At 65.7% G+C, this 23167-nt stretch carries 27 protein-coding genes and 1 riboswitch; of the genes, 14 read left to right on the forward strand and 13 right to left on the reverse strand.

Features of this window, described 5'->3' with window-relative positions:
• From CRJ03_RS01415 to CRJ03_RS01430, 4 genes are all read right to left on the reverse strand, one after another.
• Positions 1-211, reverse strand: a 211-nt coding sequence (locus CRJ03_RS01415) for a hypothetical protein (protein ID WP_206018274.1), incomplete at its 3' end; no start/stop codon positions are given.
• 2 nt (positions 212-213) lie between these two features.
• Positions 214-489, reverse strand: a complete 276-nt coding sequence (locus tag CRJ03_RS01420) for a heavy-metal-associated domain-containing protein (protein WP_206018275.1) — start codon at positions 487-489, stop codon at positions 214-216.
• A 41-nt stretch (positions 490-530) separates the two neighbouring features.
• On the reverse strand, positions 531-947 hold the full coding sequence (locus CRJ03_RS01425; protein ID WP_104017141.1) for a MerR family DNA-binding protein: 417 nt from the start codon (positions 945-947) through the stop codon (positions 531-533).
• 154 nt (positions 948-1101) lie between these two features.
• Entirely contained in the window at positions 1102-3396 is a 2295-nt protein-coding gene (locus CRJ03_RS01430) for a putative bifunctional diguanylate cyclase/phosphodiesterase (RefSeq protein WP_129590219.1), read from the reverse strand.
• Positions 3397-4104: 708 nt separating this feature from the next.
• Between CRJ03_RS01430 and CRJ03_RS01440 the strand changes: the two genes are divergently transcribed.
• From CRJ03_RS01440 to CRJ03_RS01475, 8 genes are all read left to right on the forward strand, one after another.
• Entirely contained in the window at positions 4105-4755 is a 651-nt protein-coding gene (locus tag CRJ03_RS01440) for a DUF1236 domain-containing protein (RefSeq protein WP_104017144.1), read from the forward strand.
• A 218-nt stretch (positions 4756-4973) separates the two neighbouring features.
• Positions 4974-5285, forward strand: coding sequence for a hypothetical protein (locus CRJ03_RS01445; RefSeq protein WP_104017145.1), 312 nt, complete (start codon positions 4974-4976; stop codon positions 5283-5285).
• Positions 5286-5415: 130 nt separating this feature from the next.
• Positions 5416-5871, forward strand: coding sequence for a universal stress protein (locus CRJ03_RS01450; RefSeq protein WP_104017146.1), 456 nt, complete (start codon positions 5416-5418; stop codon positions 5869-5871).
• Between the two features lie 133 nt (positions 5872-6004).
• Positions 6005-6568, forward strand: a complete 564-nt coding sequence (locus CRJ03_RS01455; RefSeq protein ID WP_104017147.1) for a NifU family protein — start codon at positions 6005-6007, stop codon at positions 6566-6568.
• On the forward strand, positions 6558-7136 hold the full coding sequence (gene tsaB / locus CRJ03_RS01460; protein ID WP_104017148.1) for a tRNA (adenosine(37)-N6)-threonylcarbamoyltransferase complex dimerization subunit type 1 TsaB: 579 nt from the start codon (positions 6558-6560) through the stop codon (positions 7134-7136). Before CRJ03_RS01455 ends, tsaB begins: the two co-directional genes overlap by 11 nt.
• Complete coding sequence (locus CRJ03_RS01465; RefSeq protein ID WP_104017149.1) at positions 7126-7542, forward strand: GNAT family N-acetyltransferase; 417 nt, start codon at positions 7126-7128, stop codon at positions 7540-7542. Before tsaB ends, CRJ03_RS01465 begins: the two co-directional genes overlap by 11 nt.
• Before the next feature lie 119 nt (positions 7543-7661).
• The gene (locus CRJ03_RS01470; RefSeq protein ID WP_104017150.1) at positions 7662-8579 is read left to right on the forward strand and encodes a sulfite exporter TauE/SafE family protein; all 918 of its coding nucleotides are present in this window, start codon (positions 7662-7664) and stop codon (positions 8577-8579) included.
• Positions 8579-9334, forward strand: a complete 756-nt coding sequence (locus CRJ03_RS01475; protein WP_104017151.1) for a TIGR02186 family protein — start codon at positions 8579-8581, stop codon at positions 9332-9334. Before CRJ03_RS01470 ends, CRJ03_RS01475 begins: the two co-directional genes overlap by 1 nt.
• A 20-nt stretch (positions 9335-9354) precedes the next feature.
• Here CRJ03_RS01475 and CRJ03_RS01480 read toward each other — a convergent pair whose 3' ends face one another.
• Complete coding sequence (locus CRJ03_RS01480; protein WP_104017152.1) at positions 9355-10230, reverse strand: NAD-dependent epimerase/dehydratase family protein; 876 nt, start codon at positions 10228-10230, stop codon at positions 9355-9357.
• A gap of 135 nt (positions 10231-10365) precedes the next feature.
• Positions 10366-10486, forward strand: a riboswitch (TPP riboswitch).
• A gap of 109 nt (positions 10487-10595) precedes the next feature.
• On the opposite strand from CRJ03_RS01480, the gene thiC reads away from it, so the two are divergent.
• Entirely contained in the window at positions 10596-12410 is a 1815-nt protein-coding gene (gene thiC, locus CRJ03_RS01485; protein ID WP_104017153.1) for a phosphomethylpyrimidine synthase ThiC, read from the forward strand.
• Positions 12411-12477: 67 nt separating this feature from the next.
• Here the strand turns inward: thiC and rplT are convergent, their stop codons facing one another.
• From rplT to pyk, 4 genes are all read right to left on the reverse strand, one after another.
• Complete coding sequence (rplT, locus tag CRJ03_RS01490) at positions 12478-12843, reverse strand: 50S ribosomal protein L20 (RefSeq protein WP_104017154.1); 366 nt, start codon at positions 12841-12843, stop codon at positions 12478-12480.
• A 14-nt stretch (positions 12844-12857) separates the two neighbouring features.
• Entirely contained in the window at positions 12858-13058 is a 201-nt protein-coding gene (gene rpmI / locus CRJ03_RS01495) for a 50S ribosomal protein L35 (RefSeq protein WP_104017155.1), read from the reverse strand.
• A gap of 124 nt (positions 13059-13182) precedes the next feature.
• Positions 13183-13407 (reverse strand): hypothetical protein, encoded by a 225-nt coding sequence (locus tag CRJ03_RS01500; protein ID WP_104017156.1) that lies wholly within the window; start codon positions 13405-13407, stop codon positions 13183-13185.
• Positions 13408-13445: 38 nt separating this feature from the next.
• Positions 13446-14891, reverse strand: a complete 1446-nt coding sequence (gene pyk / locus CRJ03_RS01505) for a pyruvate kinase (protein ID WP_104017157.1) — start codon at positions 14889-14891, stop codon at positions 13446-13448.
• Between the two features lie 124 nt (positions 14892-15015).
• Between pyk and CRJ03_RS01510 the strand changes: the two genes are divergently transcribed.
• The 4 genes from CRJ03_RS01510 (at position 15016) to CRJ03_RS01525 (ending at position 18358) form a co-directional block, all read left to right on the forward strand.
• A complete protein-coding gene (locus tag CRJ03_RS01510; RefSeq protein ID WP_104017158.1) occupies positions 15016-15753 on the forward strand; it encodes an N-formylglutamate amidohydrolase in 738 nt (245 codons plus the stop codon).
• Positions 15754-15809: 56 nt separating this feature from the next.
• Positions 15810-16124, forward strand: a complete 315-nt coding sequence (locus CRJ03_RS01515; protein WP_104017159.1) for a DUF1244 domain-containing protein — start codon at positions 15810-15812, stop codon at positions 16122-16124.
• A gap of 56 nt (positions 16125-16180) precedes the next feature.
• Complete coding sequence (locus CRJ03_RS01520; RefSeq protein WP_104017160.1) at positions 16181-16885, forward strand: glutathione S-transferase family protein; 705 nt, start codon at positions 16181-16183, stop codon at positions 16883-16885.
• Between the two features lie 99 nt (positions 16886-16984).
• Positions 16985-18358: an L-serine ammonia-lyase gene (locus CRJ03_RS01525; RefSeq protein ID WP_104017161.1), complete on the forward strand. Its 1374-nt coding sequence runs from the start codon at positions 16985-16987 to the stop codon at positions 18356-18358.
• A 107-nt stretch (positions 18359-18465) separates the two neighbouring features.
• Here CRJ03_RS01525 and CRJ03_RS01530 read toward each other — a convergent pair whose 3' ends face one another.
• The 4 genes from CRJ03_RS01530 to ilvD form a co-directional block, all read right to left on the reverse strand.
• The gene (locus tag CRJ03_RS01530) at positions 18466-18843 is read right to left on the reverse strand and encodes a hypothetical protein (RefSeq protein ID WP_104017162.1); all 378 of its coding nucleotides are present in this window, start codon (positions 18841-18843) and stop codon (positions 18466-18468) included.
• 14 nt (positions 18844-18857) lie between these two features.
• Positions 18858-19616, reverse strand: coding sequence for a DUF6478 family protein (locus CRJ03_RS01535; RefSeq protein ID WP_104017163.1), 759 nt, complete (start codon positions 19614-19616; stop codon positions 18858-18860).
• A gap of 75 nt (positions 19617-19691) precedes the next feature.
• Positions 19692-20399: a hypothetical protein gene (locus CRJ03_RS01540; protein WP_104017164.1), complete on the reverse strand. Its 708-nt coding sequence runs from the start codon at positions 20397-20399 to the stop codon at positions 19692-19694.
• Positions 20380-22137 (reverse strand): dihydroxy-acid dehydratase, encoded by a 1758-nt coding sequence (gene ilvD, locus CRJ03_RS01545; protein WP_104017165.1) that lies wholly within the window; start codon positions 22135-22137, stop codon positions 20380-20382. The genes CRJ03_RS01540 and ilvD overlap by 20 nt, the downstream gene beginning before the upstream one ends.
• Before the next feature lie 113 nt (positions 22138-22250).
• Here ilvD and CRJ03_RS01550 point away from each other — a divergent pair, with 113 nt between their 5' ends.
• Entirely contained in the window at positions 22251-23138 is an 888-nt protein-coding gene (locus CRJ03_RS01550; protein WP_104017166.1) for a CPBP family intramembrane glutamic endopeptidase, read from the forward strand.
• The last annotated feature ends 29 nt before the right edge of the window (positions 23139-23167 follow it).

Consider the following 23167-nt stretch of genomic DNA (forward strand, 5'->3'; position numbering starts at 1 on the left):
CGCGGTTGGCCGGGCCTGGGTCGTCATCGGCCTTGCGGTAAAGGAACTGTTCGCGAAACACGGCCTCGCCCTCTGCGACGGGCAAGGCGGTGTTGAAGGTTTGCGGCGCTGCCAGCGCCTGACCGGAAAAGAGCCCGGCAAGAGTGCTGGCAAGAATGGCGCCCGAGGCGCGGAAAGACCGGTCGACGCTTGAGAGGAAGGCGTGCTTCAATCTCAATCTCCCGTCTTCTCAAGGCCCTCCAGCGTAAAGCCGGCCTTATCGACAGCTGTTCTGGCCTGTGCTTCGCTCAGCGTCGCGCCATCGGCCATTTCGACCACGACAACCCCGGCGCCGAGGTCCGTAAGGGCGTTTTCGACACCTTGGATTTCATTAAAGGCCTTTTCGATCCCGTAGGCGCAGAACGGGCAGGCAAGCCCGGCAACGTGGACCTCGTAGGCCGGTCCCGCCATCACCGGACCCGCCACAACGGTCAGAAACAGGCTGGTCATACCTGCCCATAGCGGCTTTCGCATCCTTGACTTCCTTTCTTTCATTCAGGCGCCTCTTCGCCGCTCTCGCCGAGCGCGTTCAGGATGGTGCACTCGTGCAGTGCGCCATGTCCGGGACAGGACGCGATCATCTCGTCGAGCGCGTCGCGAATGCGCATGAGCTGACCGATCTTGTATTCGACTTCGGCGCGTTTCGCTTGGGCACACTCGCGGACATTGCCGCAGTCTGCATCGGGATCCGTGTGGAGCGCGAGCAGATCGCCGATTTCCGCCAGCGAAAAGCCGGTCTCCTGCGCTTGACGGATAAAGCGGATGCGCGCCACGGTGTCGGGCGGGTAGGTCCGGTATCCGCTCTCCGGCTTGCACGGTTGCGTGATCAGACCCCGACGCTCGTAGAATCTGATGGTTGCAATCCGCACACCAGCGGCTTTCGCAACCTTGCCTATCGTCTGTTCCATCAAGGTTTCCTCTCAGCCACTGAAACCTAACCCCCGCACCATGGTGCGGGGTCAAGCAGAAACACCCTCACGTTATAGACAATAAGGGGAATTGGCGCATTCCGGTTCACCAGACGAGCCGAACCACTTCTGCGCGCTCGGCCTATGTGCGAGGTTAGCCGACGGCTGTCAGATCGATGCGTTTCGCTATCGTGGTGTCTTTCTTTGCCACAAGCGCCGAAAGTTGCCGGGGGTCCATCGGGCGGTTCAGCAGATAGCCCTGGAACGTCTTGCACCCCATGGCAGTGAGGCGCTCATGCTGACTCTCGGTTTCCACACCCTCTACGGTTACTGAAACTCCCAGGGCTCGGGCGAGATCGAAGATCGCTTGCACAAGGTCGTCGCACTCCGCGTCCATGCCAAGGCGCTTGATGAAGGATCGATCAATCTTGACGGCATCGACCGGATAGTCACGCAAGTATTTCAATGACGAGTTGCCGGTCGCAAAATCGTCCAGTGCAATGGTGATGCCTGCGGCACGTAGTTGTATAATCTTCTCTTGGATATCGATAGATTGCTCAAGCAGCACCTTTTCGGTCAATTCTAATTCAAGGCGCGTCGCCGCGAGCCCGGCATCCTTGATGGTGTCGAGGACCATCGGGACAAACTGGGGATTTTTAAGTTGCATGGGGGAAACGTTGACCGCGATCTTCGCAAGGCTGGTGCCAGCAGCAAAGCGACAGGCCTGTTCCAGCACCTGCTGGCCGAGTTGGTCGATCAGTCCGCGTTCCTCGGCCACTCTGATGAAGATTTCGGGTGAAAGCGCGCCATGCTCTGGGTGATCCCAGCGGCACAGCGCTTCGGCGCCTGTCATCCGGCCATCTACGTCGTAGAAGGGCTGGTAGACGAGGCTGAGGCCGGTGCCTGTTTCCAGTGCAGCGCGCAGGTCGGTTTCGATCTGATTGCGCTCATGTTCGATCTTGCCCATGATCGGCTCGAACAGGCTGTAGCGGCCCTTTCCTTCGGATTTCGCCCTATAGAGTGCGATGTCCGCACGGCGCATCATCTCGTCCCAATCCCTGTCGTCCGAACCGGCCCGCACCGCGCCGACGCTTGCCCCGATGCAGCCGGTATTTCCCAGCAATTCATAGGGGCGCGACAGATGATCGACGATCCGCGCGCAAAAGCGCCTCAGATCATCGTCCCCGTCCACGCCACGCAGGAGGATCACAAACTCGTCACCACCGAAACGCGCGACGGTATCGCTCGCCCGGACCAGTTCCACCAGCCGGTCGCCGACCTGGCGGATCAGTTCGTCCCCCGCCGGGTGGCCGAGCGAGTCGTTGATCAGCTTGAACCGGTCAAGATCGATCGCGACCAGAGCCACTGGCTGGCCACCGCGCGCCGTCGCGTACATGGCCTGCGCCAGACGGTCCTGAAACAAGGTTCGGTTCGGAAGACCGGTCAGCGCGTCATGATGCGCCAGGAATCGCGCCTGCGCCTCGCTGACCTGCAATTGCCCCGAAACCCGCAGAAGGCGCTGTACAATCCACGACATCAGTAAAATTCCAACCAGCCCGGCAGACAGCAGTACTGGCAGCATCCTGAGTAAGAGCGCCGTGCCTGGGTGCGCGGGTTGCCAGGTCAGCCAGGCGATGTCATCGCCCGTTGTATCGGTCACCGCGACGCCTGCACGCCCGCTTTCGGGCGGCGCAGGCCCGAAAGCCACGTCCTCTAGCTCGACCGGCGCACCAATTTGCTGAGCAAGTTCGGCATCGACATATTGTAGCGCGACATGCAGCGATTCCGTCCCCGGCCTCTGCAGGATATCCCCGGTTGTAATGATCGGAACCACGCTGACAATGGCCGTCACGTCGCTGAACCGCAGCGGAGCAACGACCGATGTCTCGGCAAGCTCTTCATAGGGATTGTCTCCCCCTTCGCTCACCTGGGCCATTGACGCGCGAAGCTGCTCGACGAGCGGCTCAATGAGTGCGGCCCGTTCGGTGTATGCATCAGGGGAGGCGCGCTCGATCTCGATCGCCGCGTAGAAGGGCATGTTCTTCTCGTCCAGAACATAGCTTTCATTGTGCCCGAAATACTCATGCATCCAGATGCCGAGGTTTTCATCCATCCAGTCCTGATCCCGGGCTGCGGTTTGCAGTACCGCCTCGTCCCAGAACGTCGCACTGCGCTGATCCTCGGGTAGCCGCGAAATCTCCGTTGCAAGATTGCCGGCGGCGAAACGCTCCTGCTGGGCGGCGGAGGCTTCATCGACCTTGCTGACTGCGTCATGGGCGACAAAACCCAGGCTCAGCAGGCCGGTGCCTGTCAGCACAAGCAACGAGGTGACGATCTGAATCGATAGCGACTTCGGCTTATTCGAAATCATCTTGTCCAATCTCCCGATATTCGGGTCATGCCACGACAACGGCGCAAGCTGCCGGAACCCGCCGATGTTCTGACGCAATTTCTGCCGTTCTCAGCAAGCTCATCTGTGAACGCTCTTGATCAGACAGAGCGTCCATCAAGCGGGGACCCGGTTTCCCTTTCCCAGCGCAACCCGCTCGCAAGGATCTGACTCCAGAACTGGATTGCAGCAGAAGGCAGGTTTGTATCAGAAGGGGCGGCCGTACAGTAGCTGTCCGAATGGCCCGGCCTTTTGGTTGGTGACACTGCCCCCCAGAAGAAACCGTCATCTTTGATGCCCGTGACATCTTCGGTCGCTACCCCAGCCATGAGACGAAAAGAGAGGCTTTCCGGCCTCGCGAAGTGCGATGTATTCTGCTTTGAGGTCCGGGTTGAACCGCATGGCGACGAAGGCGAGCATGTAGAGCGGCTCTGTTGATGGCATGGATGCCCCGGTATGGGCCTCGTCGGAGGACGAAGGAATGCAGATGAGATCCAAATCCTCTAAATCGGAATCACCGACCAAAGCCCCCGCCGAACAGGCGGTGAAAGATATTCGTCGCAAGACGCGGCGGCACTCCTCTGCCTAGGACAAGACCCTGATCTGGATCAGTACGACGACCGCTGGATTCCTATATTGTGATGCTTGGTGACCGAGAATTCGGTCGCGAAACTGTCTGTCTCGGACGTTTATGAAAACGCGTAACGAGTAAGCCGTTGGCTTGCCTCTGTTAGCTGCGTCGCGGGCACAGCCAAAAAGGATTATGTCATGAGTATCAAGATTTCTCTCGGCGCTACAGTTGCAGGTCTGCTTGTGGCCACGTCCGCATATGCCGAAACCACGGCAACGGCATGGACCGACTTGAATCTGCGCACCGGTCCCGGACCCATGTACGAGATCACAACGGTAATTCCCGCGACGGAAGCCGTGACAGTCGATGGGTGTCTCGAGGCGTCCAGCTGGTGCCGGGTCAACTATGCCGGCACCGATGGATGGGCATCAGGCGACTACTTGACTGCCATGATCGACGATGCCCAGGTTCCGATCTACGTCAACCGTGAACGCATCGAGATACCCTCTGTTGCCTATGACGATAAGGACGCAACGACTGCCGCTGGAGGCGCCACTGGTGCGGTTGCCGGTGCGCTTGTCGGGGGTCCGGTCGGGGCGCTCGTCGGCGGGGCCATCGGCCTGGGCGTCGGAGCCATGGCTACGCCCGACGAGCGGGTGACGACATACGTTCGAAGCAATCCCGTGGATCCGGTTTACCTGGACGGTGAGGTCGTTGTGGGCGCGGGCATTCCCGAAACGGTTACCCTCAGGGAAGTACCCGATAGCGAATACTATTACACCTACGTCAATGGTGTGCCCGTCATCGTGGAGCGCGAGGAGCGCCGGGTCGTTCATATAGTTCGATAATGCTGCCAGTCGCCATTGACTGGCCAGTAGAATCGTCGCGGCCCCGGAAACCGGATTGCTCTTCTTCGAACAGGCCGCTGCGATCAGAAATGGGGTGACCGGGGTTTCACCTGCAGACGCGATCCAATTCGGACCGCGTCTGCGAGGTTAGCGCCTGAAAGTTTCGCTACCCTCAGCCGATAGCCCCTTACTCAAGAACGGAATTCAAGGAGAAAGCTATGGATGACGTGAAAGTGGAGAAGACTCCAGAGACCACGCACACGACGATCAATCGGACGGAAGCAAAACCCTCCGGTAACGGCGGAATGCTCTGGTTCTTGCTAGGCGGAGTGATCGTTGTCGTCGCGATCATCGCCTATTTTGTCTTGGGCGATGGGATGATGATATCCCGCTCGTCCGAGCCGACGGACGGCAACGTGTCAGTAAACGTCGAAACCAACGAGGCACCCACCAGCGAGAGCGAGTCGCCAACTGTAACAGAGGAAGCGCCTGCCAAAGCCGTGCCTGATCAAACGCAGCAGGGGGATTGACAGGCTACGACGGTGGCTGCTTGGAGATTTGGGGAAAATACTACAAGCCGGGCGCCAACTGCCCCCCCCCTCACCTCTCTTGCCCCGGCGTGGGTTCCGCGTCATGATGCCGGTTTGAGGAGGCCGGTCCATGCGCAAGTTTCTCGTGGTGCTCGACGATAGCCGCGAATGTCTCAACGCCATTCGCTTTGCGGCGATGCGCGCGGCGCATACCGGCGGCGGCGTCGAGGTGCTCGCGGTGATTCCGCCCGAGGAATTCAACCACTGGATCGGCGTGGGCGACATCATGCGCGAAGAGGCCCGCGAGCGCATCGAGGCGCATTTCGAGGTGTTTGCCAAGTGGATGCGCGACAAGCAAGGTGTCGACCCCGAGCTGGCCATCCGCGAGGGCGAGCCGGTTGCCGAGATCATGGCGCAGGTCCGTGACGACCCCGATATCGGGGTGCTCGTGCTCGGCGCCGCCTCGGACAAGAAGGGGCCGGGGCCGCTGGTTACGCAACTGACCCGCAATGCCGGCGGGCTGCCGATCCCGATCACCATCGTTCCGGGCGACCTTAGCAAGGACCGGCTCGAGGCGATCACCTGAGCGCCGCGAACCTCGCGGTTCGGCGCCCGAACCTGTCGTTTCGCACCGGCCCGCGCATGTTTAGAATCGTTCCAAACCTTGACTCGCGGCCCGCCCGCGCGCATATCTGCCTTAGCTGAAAAAGGGGCTTCCCATGTTCATCCAGACCGAATCCACACCCAACCCCGCGACGCTCAAGTTCCTCCCGGGCCAGGCCGTGCTCGAAGGCGGCACCGCCGATTTCCCGAGCGCAGAGGGGGCCGAGGCCTCGCCTCTGGCGGCGCGCATCTTTCGCGTCCCGGGGATCGCAGGGGTGTTCCTGGGCAATGACTTCGTCACCGTGACCAAGGCAGACGACACCGAGTGGGACCATGTCAAGCCGGCCATCCTCGGCGCGATCATGGAGCATTACCAATCCGGCCAGCCGGTCATGTCCCAAGAGGGTGGCGGCGCCTCCGGCCACGCGGACCACAGCGGCGAAGACTCGGAAATCGTTGGCCAGATCAAGGAGTTGCTCGATACCCGCGTGCGCCCCGCCGTGGCGCAGGACGGTGGCGACATCACCTTTCACGGGTTCGAGCGCGGGGTGGTCTATCTCCATATGCAAGGCGCCTGCGCGGGCTGCCCGTCCTCGACCATCACGCTGAAGATGGGCATCGAGAACCTGCTGCGCCACTACATCCCCGAGGTGACAGAGGTGCGCCCCGTTGGGCTCTGAACCTCTGACATTGGGCTTCGACACATCGGCCGCGCATTGCGCGGCCGCTTTGCTGTCGGGTGGGCGGGTTCTGGCCGCCCGCGCCGAAGAGATGGGCCGCGGTCAGGCCGAGCGGCTGATGCCGCTTCTGGAGGAGGTGCTGGCCGAGGGGGGCGCGACGTGGCGCGATCTCGACCGCATCGGGGTCGGCATTGGCCCCGGCAATTTCACCGGCATCCGCATCTCGGTGGCCGCGGCAAGGGGCTTGGCGCTGTCCCTCGATATTTCTGCTTTTGGAATCAGCACTTTCGACGTGATCCGCGCGCTGGAAAGGGGCGGCACGCCTGCTGTTCCCGCGCCTCGTGGCATGGTGCATGTCCTTGGTGCTGGCGCGGTCCCGGCGCTGATCCCCGCGTCCGACGTGTCCGATCCCGCCGGGCCGCCGCCACCCTCGGAGATGGCGCGGATGATCGCGCTGCTGGCCCGCGATGCCCCCGCCGATGCGCCGCCGCCCGCGCCGCTCTATGTCCGGCCCGCCGATGCCGCGCCCGCCCGAGACGTACCGCCGATGATCCTCGATGACGCCTGAGACCCTGTCCGCCACCCACGCCCGCGCCTTCGCGGGGCAGGGGCGGGGATGGTCGGCGGCGGAATTCGCGGCCCTTCTGGACAGCCCGCATACCTTTGTCGTGGGCGATGCGCGCGCCTTTGCCCTTGGCCGGGCGATCGCCGACGAGGCGGAATTGCTGACGCTGGCCACCGATCCGGGGCAGCGGCGTGCGGGGTTGGGGCGCGCGTGCCTTGCGGGGTTCGAGGCCGAGGCAAAGGCGCGCGGGGCGGTGCGCGGCTTTCTCGAGGTGGCCGCCGACAACGCGGCGGCCCGCGCCCTTTATGCCGCCGCCCGCTGGCGCGAATGCGCGCGCCGCGCGGGCTATTATCCGCGCGCAGGCGGCATAGCGGTGGACGCGCTGATCCTGGAAAAGCATCTCGGTTAAGCCGCGCGTCTTCGCGCTTTGCGAAAGACGCTTTCCGGCAACAAGAATTCATCACCTGTCCGGTGTCCAAACCGTGCCGTTCCCTTGCATGTCGCGGTAGCATGGGTCTAACAATCGACATGCAGATTTATCTCCCCATCGCCGAGGTTTCGGTCAACGCCTTCCTGCTTCTGGGATTGGGCGGGTTCGTGGGTGTGCTGTCGGGCATGTTCGGAGTCGGTGGCGGCTTTCTGATGACGCCGCTGCTGTTCTTTATCGGTGTGCCGCCTCCGGTCGCGGTTGCGACGAGCGCCAATCAGATTGTTGCCTCCTCGATTTCCGGGGTCTTTGCGCATTTCAGGCGAAAGACGGTGGATCTCAGGATGGGGGTGGTATTGCTGATCGGTGGCCTTGTCGGGGCCGCGCTCGGCGTTGTGCTGTTCAATTACCTCAAATCGCTTGGACAGGTCGATCTGCTGGTCAAGCTCTTCTACGTGGTCTTTCTGGGCATCATCGGCGGCATCATGTTCTTCGAAAGCCTGCGCGCCATTCGCCAGACGCGGCGCGGCAAGCCACCCAAGCGCAAGAAACATGGCTGGGTGCACGGTTTGCCGCTTAAAATGCGGTTCCGGACGAGCGGCCTCTATATCTCGGTCATTCCGCCTGTTCTCGTCGGGCTTAGCGTCGGCATTCTGACCGCAATCATGGGCGTCGGCGGCGGCTTTATCATGGTGCCGGCGATGATCTATCTCTTGGGGATGCCGACCAAGGTAGTGGTGGGCACCTCGCTTTTTCAAATCATCTTCGTCACCGCCTTTACCACGCTCCTGCACGCCACGACCAACTTCACCGTTGATGTTGCGCTGGCGGTGCTCCTGCTGGTCGGTGGCGTGATCGGCGCGCAGTTCGGCACCTCCATCGGCACCCGGATGAAGGCCGAGCAGCTTCGCATCCTGCTGGCTGTCATGGTGCTGGCGGTCTGTGGCAAGCTGGCGCTCGATCTGCTGTTGCAACCGTCAGAGCTCTATTCCATCGCCTCGGGCGCGGGGGGGCACTGATGCTGCGCCTCGCGCTCCTCCTGTGTCTGGCGACGCTGCCCCTGCGCGCCGAAGAGGTGGTGCTGGGCCTGTCGCGGGACCGGGTGGCGATCACCGCCACGTTCGAGGGCTCGGACATCCTCATTTTCGGCGCGGTCAAGCGCGAAGCCCCGATCTCGGAGGTGCCGCTCGGCGTGGTGATCACGGTGGCCGGGCCGTCGCAGCCGGTGCAGGTCCGGCGCAAGGAGCGCCGCTTCGGCATCTGGGTCAATACCGACGCTGTCGATCTCGACGCCGCGCCTACCTTTTACGCGGTGGCCACGAGCGGGCCGTTCGAGCAGGTGCTGACCAATACCGAGGATTTGCGCCACCGGGTCTCGATCCCGCGCGCGATCCGCTCGGTCGGCGCGGCGAGCATGGCCGAGGATGCCGAGAGGTTTACCGACGCACTCATCCGCATCCGCGAGCGCACGGATGCCTACCAGCTATTGGAGAACGCCGTCGCCCTCGACGAGCAGACGCTGTTTCGCACCGCGATCAGCCTGCCCGCCAACCTCACCGAGGGGGCCTACAAGACCCGGATTTTCCTCACCCGCGAGGGGCGCGTGGTGTCACGGTTCGAGACGGTGATCGACGTGCGAAAGGTAGGGCTGGAGCGCTGGCTCTTTACCCTGTCGCGGCAGCAGCCGCTGGCCTATGGGCTGATGTCTCTGGCGATCGCCATCGCCGCGGGCTGGGGGGCCTCGGCGGCGTTCCGGGCGCTGCGGCGCACCTGAGACACGCGGGCGAAGGGCGCTCAGGCGTCACCCGCCGCGCGCCATTGGCGCACCATCTCTGCCGGTGTGCTGTCGCCGGGGGCGAACCGGTGCAGCGCGGCGAGGCGGCGGCAATCGAGGGTGATGCTCTGATGCGCGCCCTGAGGTGCGGGGCGGGTCTCGATCTGCGCCCCAGCCGCCTGTGCCAGCGCCGTCATTGCCACCGGGTCCGGCGCGGCGATGTTGAGCGCCTCGGGCAGTGGCCCGGGATGGCGGCACAGCGTGGCGAGGACGGCGGCGAGCGTCGCCGGGCCGATATAGGAGCGCACCGGCCCGCCGCCATCGGCGAAGCGGTCGATCACCACCGCGCCGCCCGGCCCGGTGCGCGCCACGTTGAGCAAGAGTGCATCCGCCCCCGCCACGTTGCCGATGCGCAGGGCGCAGATGTCGAGGCCGCGCGCGCGCCACGGCGCGCAGGCGGCCTCCATCTCCAGCTTGGCAGCACCGTAGGCGTTGACCGGGGCGCAGGGGGCGTCCTCGGTGAAGGGGCTGCCGCCCGCGCCGTAGATCGCCGAAGACGAGGCCAGGAGCACGCGGGTGACGCCCGCGCGCAGGCCCGCGTCGAGCGTGGCCTCGGCGATGTGGCGGTTGAGGCCGAGATCGCGCCCCGGCCCCGGCGTTATGCCTGCGAGCGCCACGATTGCGGCGGGGCGGCGGCCCGTCTCTGCGATATGGGTGATGAGCCCGCCCGGCCCGTCGAGCGGATCCCATGCCAGCGCGCCCGGCGGGGCGGGGCGGCGGTATTGCGGGATGAGCGCGAGGTCGGGGGCCACGTCCTGCCAGCAGGCGCACAGCATCCGCCCGACGCGGCCCGAAGCCCCGGTGAGAAGGATGGATGTGTCCGCCTTGTCGGTCATTCCCGGCCCGTCCGTTCGCTTTGATGCCGGGCCCGCCCGGGCATTCGCCCCCACCCGTCTAACAAGCAACGTGGCGCACCGACAAGAGAGGCGTGCCGGGCGATGCTTGCCCCGGGTATGGGGATCGGCTAGCGTCCGGTCTTGCAGGGGAGTCCCGCCTTGGGGACTGAGAGGCTGACAGGTGGTGACACCGGTGATGCGACCCTTTGAACCTGACCCAGTTGATACTGGCGTAGGAAGCTGAGGAACCGTGCGCACCGCTGGTGGTCCGCCGGTTCCGAACCGGGATCGCGACCTGCGCCCCGATGCTCCCCGGCCACGGCTCATCTGGTCTCTTTGGCACCGTGCAACGAGGAGCACCAAGCATGACCATCCCTAACCAAGATATGTCCCCCAGCGTGACCACCGGCCCCTTGCCCGCGTCGCGCAAGATTTACGTTGCAGGCTCACTGCACCCAGAAATCCGCGTTCCGATGCGCGAGATTTCCACCCATCCGACGGCGGGCGAGGGGCCGCTGCCGGTCTATGACAGTTCGGGCGCCTATACCGACCCGGAGGCCGCGATCGTCGTGGCCCGTGGCCTGCCGCCCCTGCGCCGCGCGTGGATCATGGCGCGCGGGGACGTGGCGGGGTATCCGGGCCGCCGCGTGAAGCCGGAGGATAACGGCTTTGTCACCGGTGACCGGCTGGTGCCGGAATTTCCGGTACGGGCAGAGCCCCTGCGCGGCACGGGCGCTGCCGCCCCCACGCAACTGGCCTATGCGCGCGCAGGCATCATCACGCCGGAGATGGAATTCGTGGCCATCCGCGAGAATCAGTTGCGCGAGGCGAGCGTTGCGGCGCGCGACGGCAACGACTGGGGCGCGAACATTCCTGACCATGTGACCCCGGAATTTGTCCGGTCCGAGATCGCGGCAGGCCGCGCCATCATTCCGGCCAATATCAACCATCCAGAGCTTGAGCCGATGATCATCGGTCGCAATTTTCTGGTCAAGATCAACGCCAACATGGGCACCTCCGCCGTCACCTCGTCGATGGAGGAGGAGGTGGAAAAACTGGTCTGGGCGATCCGCTGGGGGGCCGATACGGTGATGGACCTCTCCACCGGGCGCAACATCCACAACACCCGCGAATGGATCATCCGCAATTCCCCCGTCCCTATCGGCACGGTGCCGATCTACCAGGCGCTGGAAAAGGTGAACGGCGTCGCAGAGGATCTGACATGGGAGGTGTTTCGCGACACGCTGATCGAGCAGGCCGAACAGGGGGTGGATTATTTCACCATCCACGCCGGTGTGCGCCTGCACATGGTGCCGATGACGGTGGAGCGGGTGACGGGGATCGTGTCGCGCGGCGGCTCGATCATGGCGAAGTGGTGCCTGCATCACCACCGCGAGTCGTTCCTCTACGAGCATTTCGAGGAAATCTGCGACATCTGCCGCCAGTACGACGTGAGCTTTTCGCTGGGCGACGGGCTGCGCCCCGGCTCCATCGCCGACGCCAATGACGCGGCGCAGTTTGCCGAGTTGGAGACGCTGGGCGAACTCACGAAAATCGCCTGGGGCCGGGATTGCCAGGTGATGATCGAGGGGCCGGGCCATGTGGCGATGCACAAGATCAAGGAGAACATGGACAAGCAGTTGGAGTGCTGTGACGAGGCCCCGTTCTACACGCTCGGGCCGCTCACCACCGACATTGCGCCGGGCTATGACCATATCACCAGCGGCATCGGCGCGGCGATGATCGGCTGGTTCGGCTGCGCGATGCTTTGCTACGTCACGCCCAAGGAGCACCTTGGCCTGCCCGACCGCGACGACGTGAAAACCGGCGTCATCACCTACAAGATCGCGGCCCATGCCGCCGATCTGGCCAAGGGGCTGCCCGGCGCGCAACGGCGCGATGATGCGCTTTCGCGCGCACGGTTCGAATTCCGCTGGGAGGATCAGTTCAACCTCTCGCTCGATCCCGAGACGGCGCGTGATTTCCACGACCAGACCCTGCCCAAGGAGGCGCACAAGGTGGCGCATTTCTGCTCGATGTGCGGGCCGAAATTCTGCTCGATGCGGATCAGCCACGACATCCGCGCCGAGGCGCAGAAGGAGGGCATGGCGGCGATGGCAGAGAAGTACCGTGAAGGCGGCGATCTCTACATGCCGCTTGCCAGTGGCGAAGACGCCTGAAACGGAAAACGCCGCCCGGGGATGATCCCCGGGCGGCGCTTGTTCTGTCCCTCGCGTGCGACCGGCGTCAGGCCGCGAGCGCCTTTTTCGCCTGATCGACGATGGCGGCGAAGGCCGACGGTTCGTGCACGGCGAGATCGGCGAGCACCTTGCGATCCACCTCGACACCGGCGAGGCTCAGCCCGTTGATGAAGCGCGAATAGGTCAGCGATTCGTCCTGGGCGCGCACGGCGGCGTTGATCCGCTGGATCCACAGCGCGCGGAAATTGCGCTTGCGGTTCTTGCGGTCGCGCGTGGCGTACTGGTTGGCCTTGTCGACGGCCTGTGCGGCCACCTTGAAGGTATTCTTGCGGCGGCCGTAATAGCCTTTGGCCGCGGTGGTGACTTTCTTGTGGCGAGCGTGGGTAACGGTCCCACCTTTGGTGCGTGACATCTCTCAAATCCTCCTTAACGCGAATACGGCATCATAGGCTTGATGATCTGCTCATCGGCCTTGCTCAGCGTGGTTGTGCCACGCGCGTTGCGGATGAATTTGTTGCTGCGCTTGATCATCCCGTGGCGCTTGCCAGCCTGGGCGGTGATGATCTTGCCATTGGCGGACACCTTGAACCGCTTCTTGCAGCTCGACTTGGTCTTCATCTTGGGCATTTCCGGCTCCTTTGTAGGTCGGTCGTCCCGCTCGTCTCGGCATGCCTCTTCGGGCCGGACCAGCGGATTGAGCGCGCCGTATACGCCAGCATCGGGCATTGTGCAAGAGCGGCCAGCGCGGCGATTACGGCAGGTAGCGGGCCATCACGTTGAGGATGACGGCGGGCAGCTCGGCGAACGTGTAGCCGCCGGGCTTTTGCGAGATCGCCCAGATGATCATCCCGCCCGCGATCACAAGCACCAGCGCGCCGACGCGCGGCGCGCGCGCCTCCGATATCGCCGAGAGTATCGAGGGCACGGAAAAGACGCCGAGCACCAGCCCGATCGCCATCGCCAGATCCGCATCCATCGAAACACCCCCCTGCGGGACATCCCGCAACAGCGTGATTAGCCCGGATCGGTGGCGTAGATCAAACTTTCCTTGCAGGGTGCGATGCGCAGGATGTTGGTGGTGCCGGGCACGTTGAAGGGCACGCCCGCGGTAACGACGATCTGGTCGCTCTCGTCGGCATAGCCCTGCGCACGCGCCGCGCGCGCGGCGTTGAGCACCGCCAGCTTGAACCGGGTGAGCTGTTCGGTCATCACGCAGTTCACCCCCCAGGTCAGTGCCAGGCGTCGGGCGGTGGTGCGCAGGCTGGTGAGCGCGATGATCGGCACATGCGGACGCTCGCGCGCCGTCAGCAGCGCGGTGGTGCCCGATTCGGTGTAACAGCAGATCGCCTTGATATCGGTGGTCTCGGCGATCTCGCGCGCGGCCACGACGATGGCGTCGGCGATGCTCTGGCGGTTGACGCGGCGGCTGGCCTCGATCACCTCGTGATAGGTGGGGTCGCTTTCCACCTCGCGCGCCACGTTGTCCATCGTGGTTACCGCCTCCACCGGGTAATCGCCCGCCGCCGATTCGGCCGAGAGCATGATCGCGTCCGCCCCCTCGTAGATGGCGGTGGCCACGTCCGAGACCTCGGCGCGGGTGGGCATCGGGCTCTCGATCATCGATTCGAGCATCTGCGTGGCGACGATCACCGGCTTGGCCGCCGCGCGGCACTTGCGCACCAGCCGTTTCTGGATCGGTGGCACGTTCTGCACCGGCAGTTCCACGCCGAGATCGCCGCGCGCCACCATGATCCCGTCCGAGACGGCGAGGATGTCGTCAAAGCACGTCACTGCGGCCGGTTTCTCGATCTTCGACATGATCGCGGCGCGCCCCCGCACCAGCGTGCGCGCCTCGTTCACGTCCTCGGGGCGCTGCACGAAGCTGAGCGCGAGCCAGTCCACGCCAAGCTCGCAGGCGAATTCCAGGTCGGCGCGGTCCTTGTCCGACAGCGCGGCCACGGGCAGCACCACGTCGGGCACGTTGACGCCCTTGCGGTTGGAAATTATTCCCCCCACGATCACCTCGCATTCGGCGAAATCGGCGGCGCATTCCTTCACCCGCAGCCGAATCTTGCCGTCGTTGACCAGCAGGTTCGCCCCCGGCTCCAATGCCGCGAAAATCTCTGGATGAGGCAGGCAAACGCGGGTGGCATCGCCCTCCGCCTCGTCGAGGTCGAGCCGGAACGCCGCGCCCTCGATCAGTTCCTCCTCGCCGCGGGCAAAGGTGCCGACCCGCAGTTTCGGGCCCTGCAGGTCGGCGAGGATGGCGATGGGGCTGTTCATTTCCGCCTCGATCTCGCGGATGATGCGATGGCGCTCGGCGATCTCGTGGTGCTCGCCGTGGCTCATGTTGAGGCGGAACACGTCCGCGCCGGCCTCGTGCAGCGCGCGGATGGTGGCGTAATCGGACGAGGCCGGGCCGAGCGTGGCCACGATCTTGACATTGCGATGCCGTCTCATCTGCTGTCCTCCTGCTGAAATCCGGAATTGTTATCGCTAACGGTGCGTCGGGGGCGTTATGACCCAATTCCCTTTTCCCGACAACTGTCCTAGAGCAGGCGGACGCCAAATACCAACCCGGATCATGCATCAACCATATCACATCGAGGGCGGATCGCGCCCCGCACGCTGGATCGTGACCTGCGATCACGCCACCAACGCCGTGCCCGACTTCGTCGGCGGCGGCAGCCTTGGCATTTCCCCTTCGGACATGGCGCGCCACATCGCCTATGATGTGGGCGCGGCAGGGGTGGCCCGCGCGCTGGCCGCCGCGCTCGATGCCCCGGCGATCCTGTCGAATTTCTCGCGGCTGGTGATCGACCCGAATCGCGGCGAGGACGATCCCACGCTGGTGATGAAGCTCTACGACGGCACGGTGATCCCGGCCAACAGGCACGTCAGCGACGAGGATTTCTTGCGCCGGCTCAACCGGCTCTACCGGCCCTATCACACCGCGCTGGCCGAGTTGGCGGCGCGGCGCGCGGACACGGTGATCGTCTCGGTCCACAGTTTCACGCCGCAATTCCGGGGCCGTCCGCCGCGCCCGTGGCATATCGGGTTGCTCTACGCCGCCGACACGCGACTGGCCCGGCCGCTGGTCGCCAGGCTGCGCGAGGAGCCCGATCTCTGCGTCGGTGACAACGAGCCCTATGGCGGCCACCTGCCCGGAGACAGCATCGCCCGCCACGCCATTGCCTTTGAGCGGCCCAACGTGCTGATCGAGCTGCGTAACGACCTGATCGAGACGCGCGAGGCACAGGCGGCCTGGGGCGCGCGGCTGGCCCCCATCCTCGCCGACGTGGCCGCGCGGGTGGGTGTCTGAGGGGCCTTGCGCGGCGTGCCCGCCCGGCCCATCTTTGCATCAAAGGGAGAGAGATCATGGACGACCAGACCCGGACCGAGCTGGAGGCCGCCGCCTTTCGCAGGCTGCGTGCCCACCTGATGGACAAGCGCACCGACGTGCAGAATATCGACCTGATGAACCTCGCGGGGTTCTGCCGCAATTGCCTGAGCCGCTGGTATCAGGAGGCCGCGCACGAGCGCGGCATCGAGATGTCCAAGGAGAAGGCGCGCGAAATCTATTACGGGATGCCCTATGCCGAGTGGAAGGCGCGTTACCAGACCGATGCCGACGCCGAAAAGAAGGCAGCGTTCGATGCCGCCTTCGCGGAAAACGTCGGCGAAACCGGGTAGGGGGTCTTCTTGGCAGAAAGACTCATGATCCCGCCCACGCGACCGGGCCGGACGCCATGAACGGCGGCTACCGGCTGCATTACGCGCCCGACAATGCCTCGCTCATCGTGCGGCTCGCGCTCGAGGAGTTGGGCGCGCCCTACCAGACCGTGCTGGTGGATCGCCGGGCGCGGGCGCAGAAGTCTTCGGCCTATCTGGCGCTTAACCCCGCGGGGCTGATCCCCGTGCTGGAGACGCCGGACGGTCCGGTGTTCGAGACCGGCGCAATCCTTTTGTGGCTGGCGGACCGGCATGGCGCGCTGGTCCCCGCCCCGGGCGATCCGGAGCGCGCCGTGGTACTTAAGTGGCTGTTTTTCCTGTCTAACACGCTGCATCCGGCTCTGCGCATGATTTTCTATCCCGATCAATACGCAGGTGCGGACAGGGCCATGCAGGCGGCGCTGCGCGCGCATATGCAGGGCGAGGCGGTGCGCCATCTCGATATGCTCGACCGCGCGGCGGACGCCCACCCGGCGCTGTTCAGCGGCGCGGCGCCGGGTGTGATCGGGCTCTATCTCGGCCCCGCGCTGCGCTGGGCCGCGCTCTACCCGGCGGGCGACACCGACTGGTTCGACCTGTCGCGCTGGCCACGGCTCGGGGCGCTGGCCCGCGATCTGGAGGCCCGCGACAGCACCCGCGCCGCCATCGCCGCCGAGGGGTTGGGGGATCAGCCCTTCACCGCCCCGGAACATCCCGATCCGCCGGAGGGCGCGGCGCTTTGAGCCGCGCGCATGTCATCCACACGGCACCGAACGGTCGCTTTCGGACAAGTGGTGCGACGGGAAAGACCGGATAACGCACGCGACCAGGGAGCGCGCATCATGTTTCTGTCCGTCTTCGAGATGTTCAAGGTCGGCATCGGCCCGTCCTCGTCACACACGATGGGGCCGATGGTGGCCGCCGCGCGCTTTCTTGATCGGATGCGCGCCGAGCCATTCCATTACGCGGGCCTCAAGGGGTCGCTGCACGGCTCGCTCGCCTTTACCGGGATCGGCCACGCGAGCGACCGGGCGACGATCCTCGGACTCGCGGGCTTTCGCCCCGACACCTATGACGCCGAGGCCGCCGAGGAGGTGCTTGAACAGATTCGCGAGACCCATAAGGTCACGCCGCCGGGACTGCCGGAGTTGAAATTCCACCCCAAGGACGATCTGCAATTCGATTTCGGGCCGAACCTGCCGGGCCATGCCAACGGCATGATCCTGATGGCGACGGATTCGCAGGGCGACGTGATCCTGCAAGACACCTATTACTCCATTGGCGGCGGCTTCGTGATGACCGAGGCCGAACTGGCCGCGGGCCGCAACACCGACGAGGGCGACCCGGTGCCCTACCCGTTCAAGTCGGCGGTCGAGATGCTGGAGATGGCCGAACGCTCGGGCAAGAGCATCGCCGAGATGAAGCGCGCCAACGAGGTTGCCCGGGGCGGGCCGGAGAACCTGCGCTCTGGCGTGGCGCGCATCTGGCAGGTGATGGACGATTGCATCGAGCGGGGGCTGAATTGCGATGGCGTGTTGCCCGGCGGGCTGGGTGTCAAGCGCCGGGCCATGGGTATCCGCGACGCGCTGATCGCCGAGCGCGGCACCAACCTGAGCGCCCCGCACAAGATCAACGACTGGATGAGCGCCTACGCGATGGCCGTCAACGAGGAGAACGCCGCCGGCGGGCAGGTGGTGACGGCCCCCACAAACGGCGCGGCGGGCGTGGTACCAGCGGTCATCAAGTACTGGCTGGAGCATGTCCCCGGCGCGCATGAGGGCCGGATAGAGGACTTCCTGCTGACCGCGGCCGCCATCGGCGGGCTGGTAAAGTTCAACGCGTCGATCTCGGGCGCGGAGGCAGGGTGCCAGGCCGAGGTGGGCAGCGCCTCGGCGATGGCGGCGGCCGGGCTCTGCGCGGTGCTGGGCGGTACGCCGCAGCAGATCGAGAATGCCGCCGAGATCGCGCTGGAGCATCACCTCGGCATGACCTGTGACCCGGTAAAGGGCCTCGTTCAGGTGCCCTGCATCGAGCGCAACGGGCTGGGCGCGATAAAGGCCGTTTCGGCGGCGTCACTGGCGCTGCGGGGGGACGGCACGCATTTCGTGCCGCTCGACGCCTGCATCGAGACCATGCGCCAGACCGGCGCGGACATGAGCGAGAAGTACAAGGAAACCTCGCTGGGCGGGCTGGCGGTGAACATCCCCAATTGCTGAGGGTATGTGCGCGGGTTTTCGCCTGGCGCGGTTCATCCCGGCGGTCGCCCCTGGCCGATTCCGACCATGCACGCCGCTTTGCGGGCGCCACGGCCTCTGCCACCGGCCTACATCGTTTCGAGGCAGTGCCGCCGGAACGCGCGTTTGAGCAGGTCCAGTTCCTCGCGCAGGAGTGCGATCTCGGCCCGCAGGTCGTAGGCGAGCGCGTCGCCCGCCACCAGCGCGAAGCTGTCAAGCACCGTGCCGCTGTCCCGGTCGCGGATCACGAAGGTCTGCACCCCGTCGGCGATCCGGTCGGCGGGCACCGGCACGCGCAGTACCCAGTCGGCGCTGTCGGGGCGGGCGATCACCTCGACCCCGGCGAGCGGCTCCTGCTGGTGCGTCACCTCGATCTCGGGGGGCGCGGCACCGGGCTCGGCGCCGGCAAGCACGCCCTCCCAGACGCCTTCGAACAGCCGGGTCTTGGTCAGGGTCCAGTCGCTCATTGCGGTGTCCTTTGTCAGAGAGCCGCGCGCAGGCGGCGGCTGAAGGTGACGTCGCGCAGCGTGACCTGGCTCATCGCCGGGTTCTCGAAGATCAGGTCGATCCACGCGCGTTCGAGCCGTTTCTCGTTGAGGCTGGAATAGGCGAGGTCGAATTCGACCGTGTTCTCCTGCGCGTCAAGCGGCAGTTTGCGGATGATCTGCTCGGTATTGGGGCCGTGGCGGACATTGAGCCGGGCAAAGATTTCCAGCGGCTTTTCCATGTCGATGATGGTGTCGAGCCGCACGAGGTGACGCTTGGTCATGCCCTCGATCGCCTCTGGCGGCAGGTCGATCGCCAGCGACAGGAACGAGCCGTCGAAGGCGAACGTGTCCATGCGCAACCCATAGGGCGCGAGATCGGATTCGCGGGTGTTGCGCACCTGCCGCAGCGACAATTCGGAATGGGCGCAATCGTGAAATAATGTCACCCCGCGTCCCAGCGTCGTGCCCGATTGCACCGCGGCCAGGCCCGGCACGGGCAGCGGCAGGCGCCAGATCTCGGGCCGCCACGACCAGTCGGTGCCGTGGGGCCGGGGAAAGGCGTTCGAGCCCACGACCGGCAGGGCAAGGCGGTGGTCGGCCACGGCGAGCGCCTCTTGCAGGAAATGCAAGAGCCGTGCGCCCCCCGAGCGGATGCGGCGCAGCTCGTCGAGGCTCATGTCTGGGGCGCCGCGGGCGGCCCTGCGCCAGGCACGCATCGCGCGGCGATGCAGGACGGTGTCGAGCAGTTTCATGCGGGGCGCACCTTTGAATACCCTGTCGCGCACGGCAGAGGCCGCGACGTTACCATGACAGGAATGTGCATAGCATTAATCCGAAACGGGAAACAATCGCGCGAAGAAGCCGCGGCGTTGTGTCTTCGCCGCAGTCGTCTCCGCCCCGGTCTCCGCCTCGGCCTCTGCATCGGTATCCGCTTCTGCCGGTGCCTCAGCCGCCCGTCCGGACAGCCCGGCTGCGAGATCGGCGAGCAGCAGGCGGCCCTCGCGCCCGGCAAGCGCGCTGCCCTCGGGGGCGTAGAGCGAGAGGCTCGCGAGGTGCCCGCCGACCAAGCGCGCGCCGCGCCAGTGGCGCGGGTCGCCGCCGGGCAGCACCGCCTCGCCGCCCTGCATCACCTGCACATAGGCAAGACCCGCCTCCTGCCCCTGTGCGCCCACCGGCGCCGGGGCTATGGCGGCGGCGAGGCCCTCGGCGTCGGGCGGGGCCGCGTCACCGGCCTGCCGCATGACCGAGACGGTCATCAGCGCCGGCGCCGCGGTCAGGCCCGGCGTGCCGGTCAGTTGCGCGCACGGGGCCAGCAGCGCAAAGCCGCCGCCACCGGCGAGGCTGCGCAGGCTGCCGTCATCGATGCAATAACCGCGCGGCGCGCTCACCCGCACCGCGCCAGCGCCAAGCACGATCTCCGTTACCGGGCGTTGCGGGCTATCGGCGACGGGGCCGAGACATCCGGGCAGCGCGATCAGAAGCGCGGCGCAGGCGAGGGCGCGCCGCGCGCCGGGCTCAGATATCCATGTAGACATGGGATTCGGCCTGCGCGCCGGGATGGGTGACAGCGCCCTTGTAGGTCGGCCCCACGAGCTGCGCGTATTTCCACAGCGCACCGGCGGTATAGATCGTCTTGCGCGGGCCGGTCCATGCCTCGCGACGGCGGGCAAGCTCCTCGTCCGACAGATCGACCGACAGTTGCCCCTTGATCGCGTCGATGGTGATCGTGTCGCCCGTCTCGATCAGCGCGATGGGCCCGCCCTGCGCGGCCTCGGGGCCGACATGGCCCACGCAGAAGCCGCGCGTCGCGCCCGAGAAGCGGCCATCGGTGATAAGCGCCACCTTCTTGCCCATGCCCTGCCCCGAAAGGGCGGCGGTGGTCGACAGCATTTCGCGCATCCCCGGCCCGCCCGCGGGCCCCTCGTTGCGGATGACGATCACCTCTCCCTCTTCGTAGCTGCGCGCCTTGACGGCGGCAAAGGCGTCCTCCTCGCATTCGAACACGCGCGCCGGGCCGGTAAAGACCTGGTGCTCGGGCGCAATACCCGCGACCTTGACGATGGCCCCCTCGGGCGCAAGGTTGCCCTTGAGCCCGACGACGCCGCCGGTTTTCGTGAGGGGGGCGTCGATGGTGTGGATGACGCGGCCATCGGCCTCGCGCGTGATAAGCTCGAGTTCCTCGCCGATGGAGCGGCCGGAGGCGGTGATGCAATCCTCGTGGATGAGCCCCGCCTTGCGCAACTCCTTCATCACCACGGGGATGCCGCCCGCGTCAAAGAGATCCTTGGCGACAAATTGCCCGCCCGGCTTCAGATCGACGAAATACGGTGTGTCGCGGAAGATTTCGCAGACATCTTCGAGGAAGAAGTCGATCCCCGCCTCGTGGGCGATCGCGGGCAGGTGCAGCCCGGCATTGGTGCTGCCGCCGGTACAGGCCACCACGCGCGCCGCGTTCTCCAGGCTCTTGCGGGTGACCACGTCGCGCGCGCGGATGTTGTTCGCCAACAGCTCCATCACCGCGCGGCCAGACGCCTCGCCATACTGGTCGCGGCTCTCGTAGGGGGCGGGCATACCGGAGGAATTCATCAGCGCCAGCCCGATCGCCTCGGAAACGCAGGCCATCGTGTTGGCGGTGAACTGTCCGCCACAGGCCCCCGCCGAGGGGCAGGCCACGCGTTCGAGCATCTCGAGCGCGGCATCCGACAGCGTGCCGTTCTGGTTGCGGCCGACCGCCTCGAACATATCCTGCACGGTCAGATCGCGCGAGCGGAAATCCTCGGGAATCTCGTCTACCTGCGGCGCGCGGCCCGGCAGGATCGAGCCGCCATAGATGAACACCGACGGCACGTTGAGCCGCACCATGGCCATCATCATCCCGGGCAGCGATTTGTCGCAGCCTGCCAGCCCCACCAGCGCGTCGTAGCAATGCCCGCGCATGGTCAGCTCCACCGTGTCGGCGATGGCCTCGCGGCTGGCGAGGCTCGAGCGCATCCCCTCGTGGCCCATCGCGATGCCGTCGGTGACGGTGATGGTGGTAAACTCGCGCGGGGTGCCGTGCGCCTCCTTGACGCCGCCCTTGACGGCCTGCGCCTGGCGGCTGAGCGCGATGTTGCACGGTGCGGCCTCGTTCCAGCAGGTGGCGACGCCGACGAGGGGCTGATGGATCTCGGTCTCGGTCATGCCCATCGCGTAGTAGTAGGACCGGTGCGGGGCGCGCGCGGAGCCCTCGGTCACGTAGCGGCTGGGCAGTTTGGACTTGTCGAAGCGGGTCATCTGGGGCCTCTCGGGATTGGCTGGCGATTTTCGGCTGGCATCCGGTCTAGGCCAGCGCGCGGCGCGGGGCAAGCCGATTGCACCCCCACCCGCACCCCGCTAGCGTGCCCGCCATGCGTTACGCCGCCCACGAGATCCTGGTCGCCCCCGCCCGCCCCTCCGCAGGACTGGGGCGGCTGGGGGCGGGTATCTGCCTGACCGTGGCCCTGTTCTTTCTGTTGAGCATCGTGTGGTCGGGGCTGTTGCCGGCGATATTCGGCGCCGAGGGCTGGGCCCGGATCGTGCCCGGGGTCGAGACGGCGACGACGCCCACGGGCGTGCTGATCAATCTCGCCACCTTCGGCCTGCTGATCGTGGCGCTGGCACTCAGCCTGCGCGCGGTGCACCGGCGGGGCCTCATGAGCGTCGTGGGGCCGCTGCCGCGCGCGACGCGGCAGTTCGGGCGGGCGTTGCTCGCGGTTGCGGCGCTCCACGCCATCATTGCCCTCGTGCCCCTGCCCGAGGCGATGGCGCTCGAGCGCAACCTCGCCGCCGCGACATGGGCAATGTTGCTGCCGTTGGGGATTGTCGGGCTGTTTTGCCAGGTCTTCGCCGAGGAGGTAGCGTTTCGAGGCTACCTGCAAACCCAGCTTGCCGCGCGCTTCACCTCGCCGGTGATCTGGATGTCGCTGCCCGCGCTCGGCTTCGGGCTGCTGCATTTCGACAGTGCTACCTATGGCGCGAATGGCTGGCTGGTGATGGTCTGGGCCACGGGGTTCGGGCTGGCCGCCGCCGATCTGACCGCACGGTTCGGCACGCTGGGGCCGGCTACGGCGCTGCATTTCGTCAACAATTTCAGTGCCATCCTCGTGGCCGCGCCGAAGGGACGGTTCGACGGGCTGGCGCTCTATGTCTTTCCCTTCTCGCTGGGCGAAGAGGGCGCGGTTCTGGCGGTCCTGCCCACGGATCTCCTGATGCTGCTCTGTAGCTGGCTGGCGATCCGGCTGGCCCTGCGCGGCTGATTGCATTTCGTGCGCCGCCCGCTTAAGTG

The sequence above is a fragment of the Roseovarius nitratireducens genome (genome assembly GCF_002925845.1).
Classification (GTDB): Bacteria; Pseudomonadota; Alphaproteobacteria; order Rhodobacterales; family Rhodobacteraceae; genus Roseovarius; species Roseovarius nitratireducens.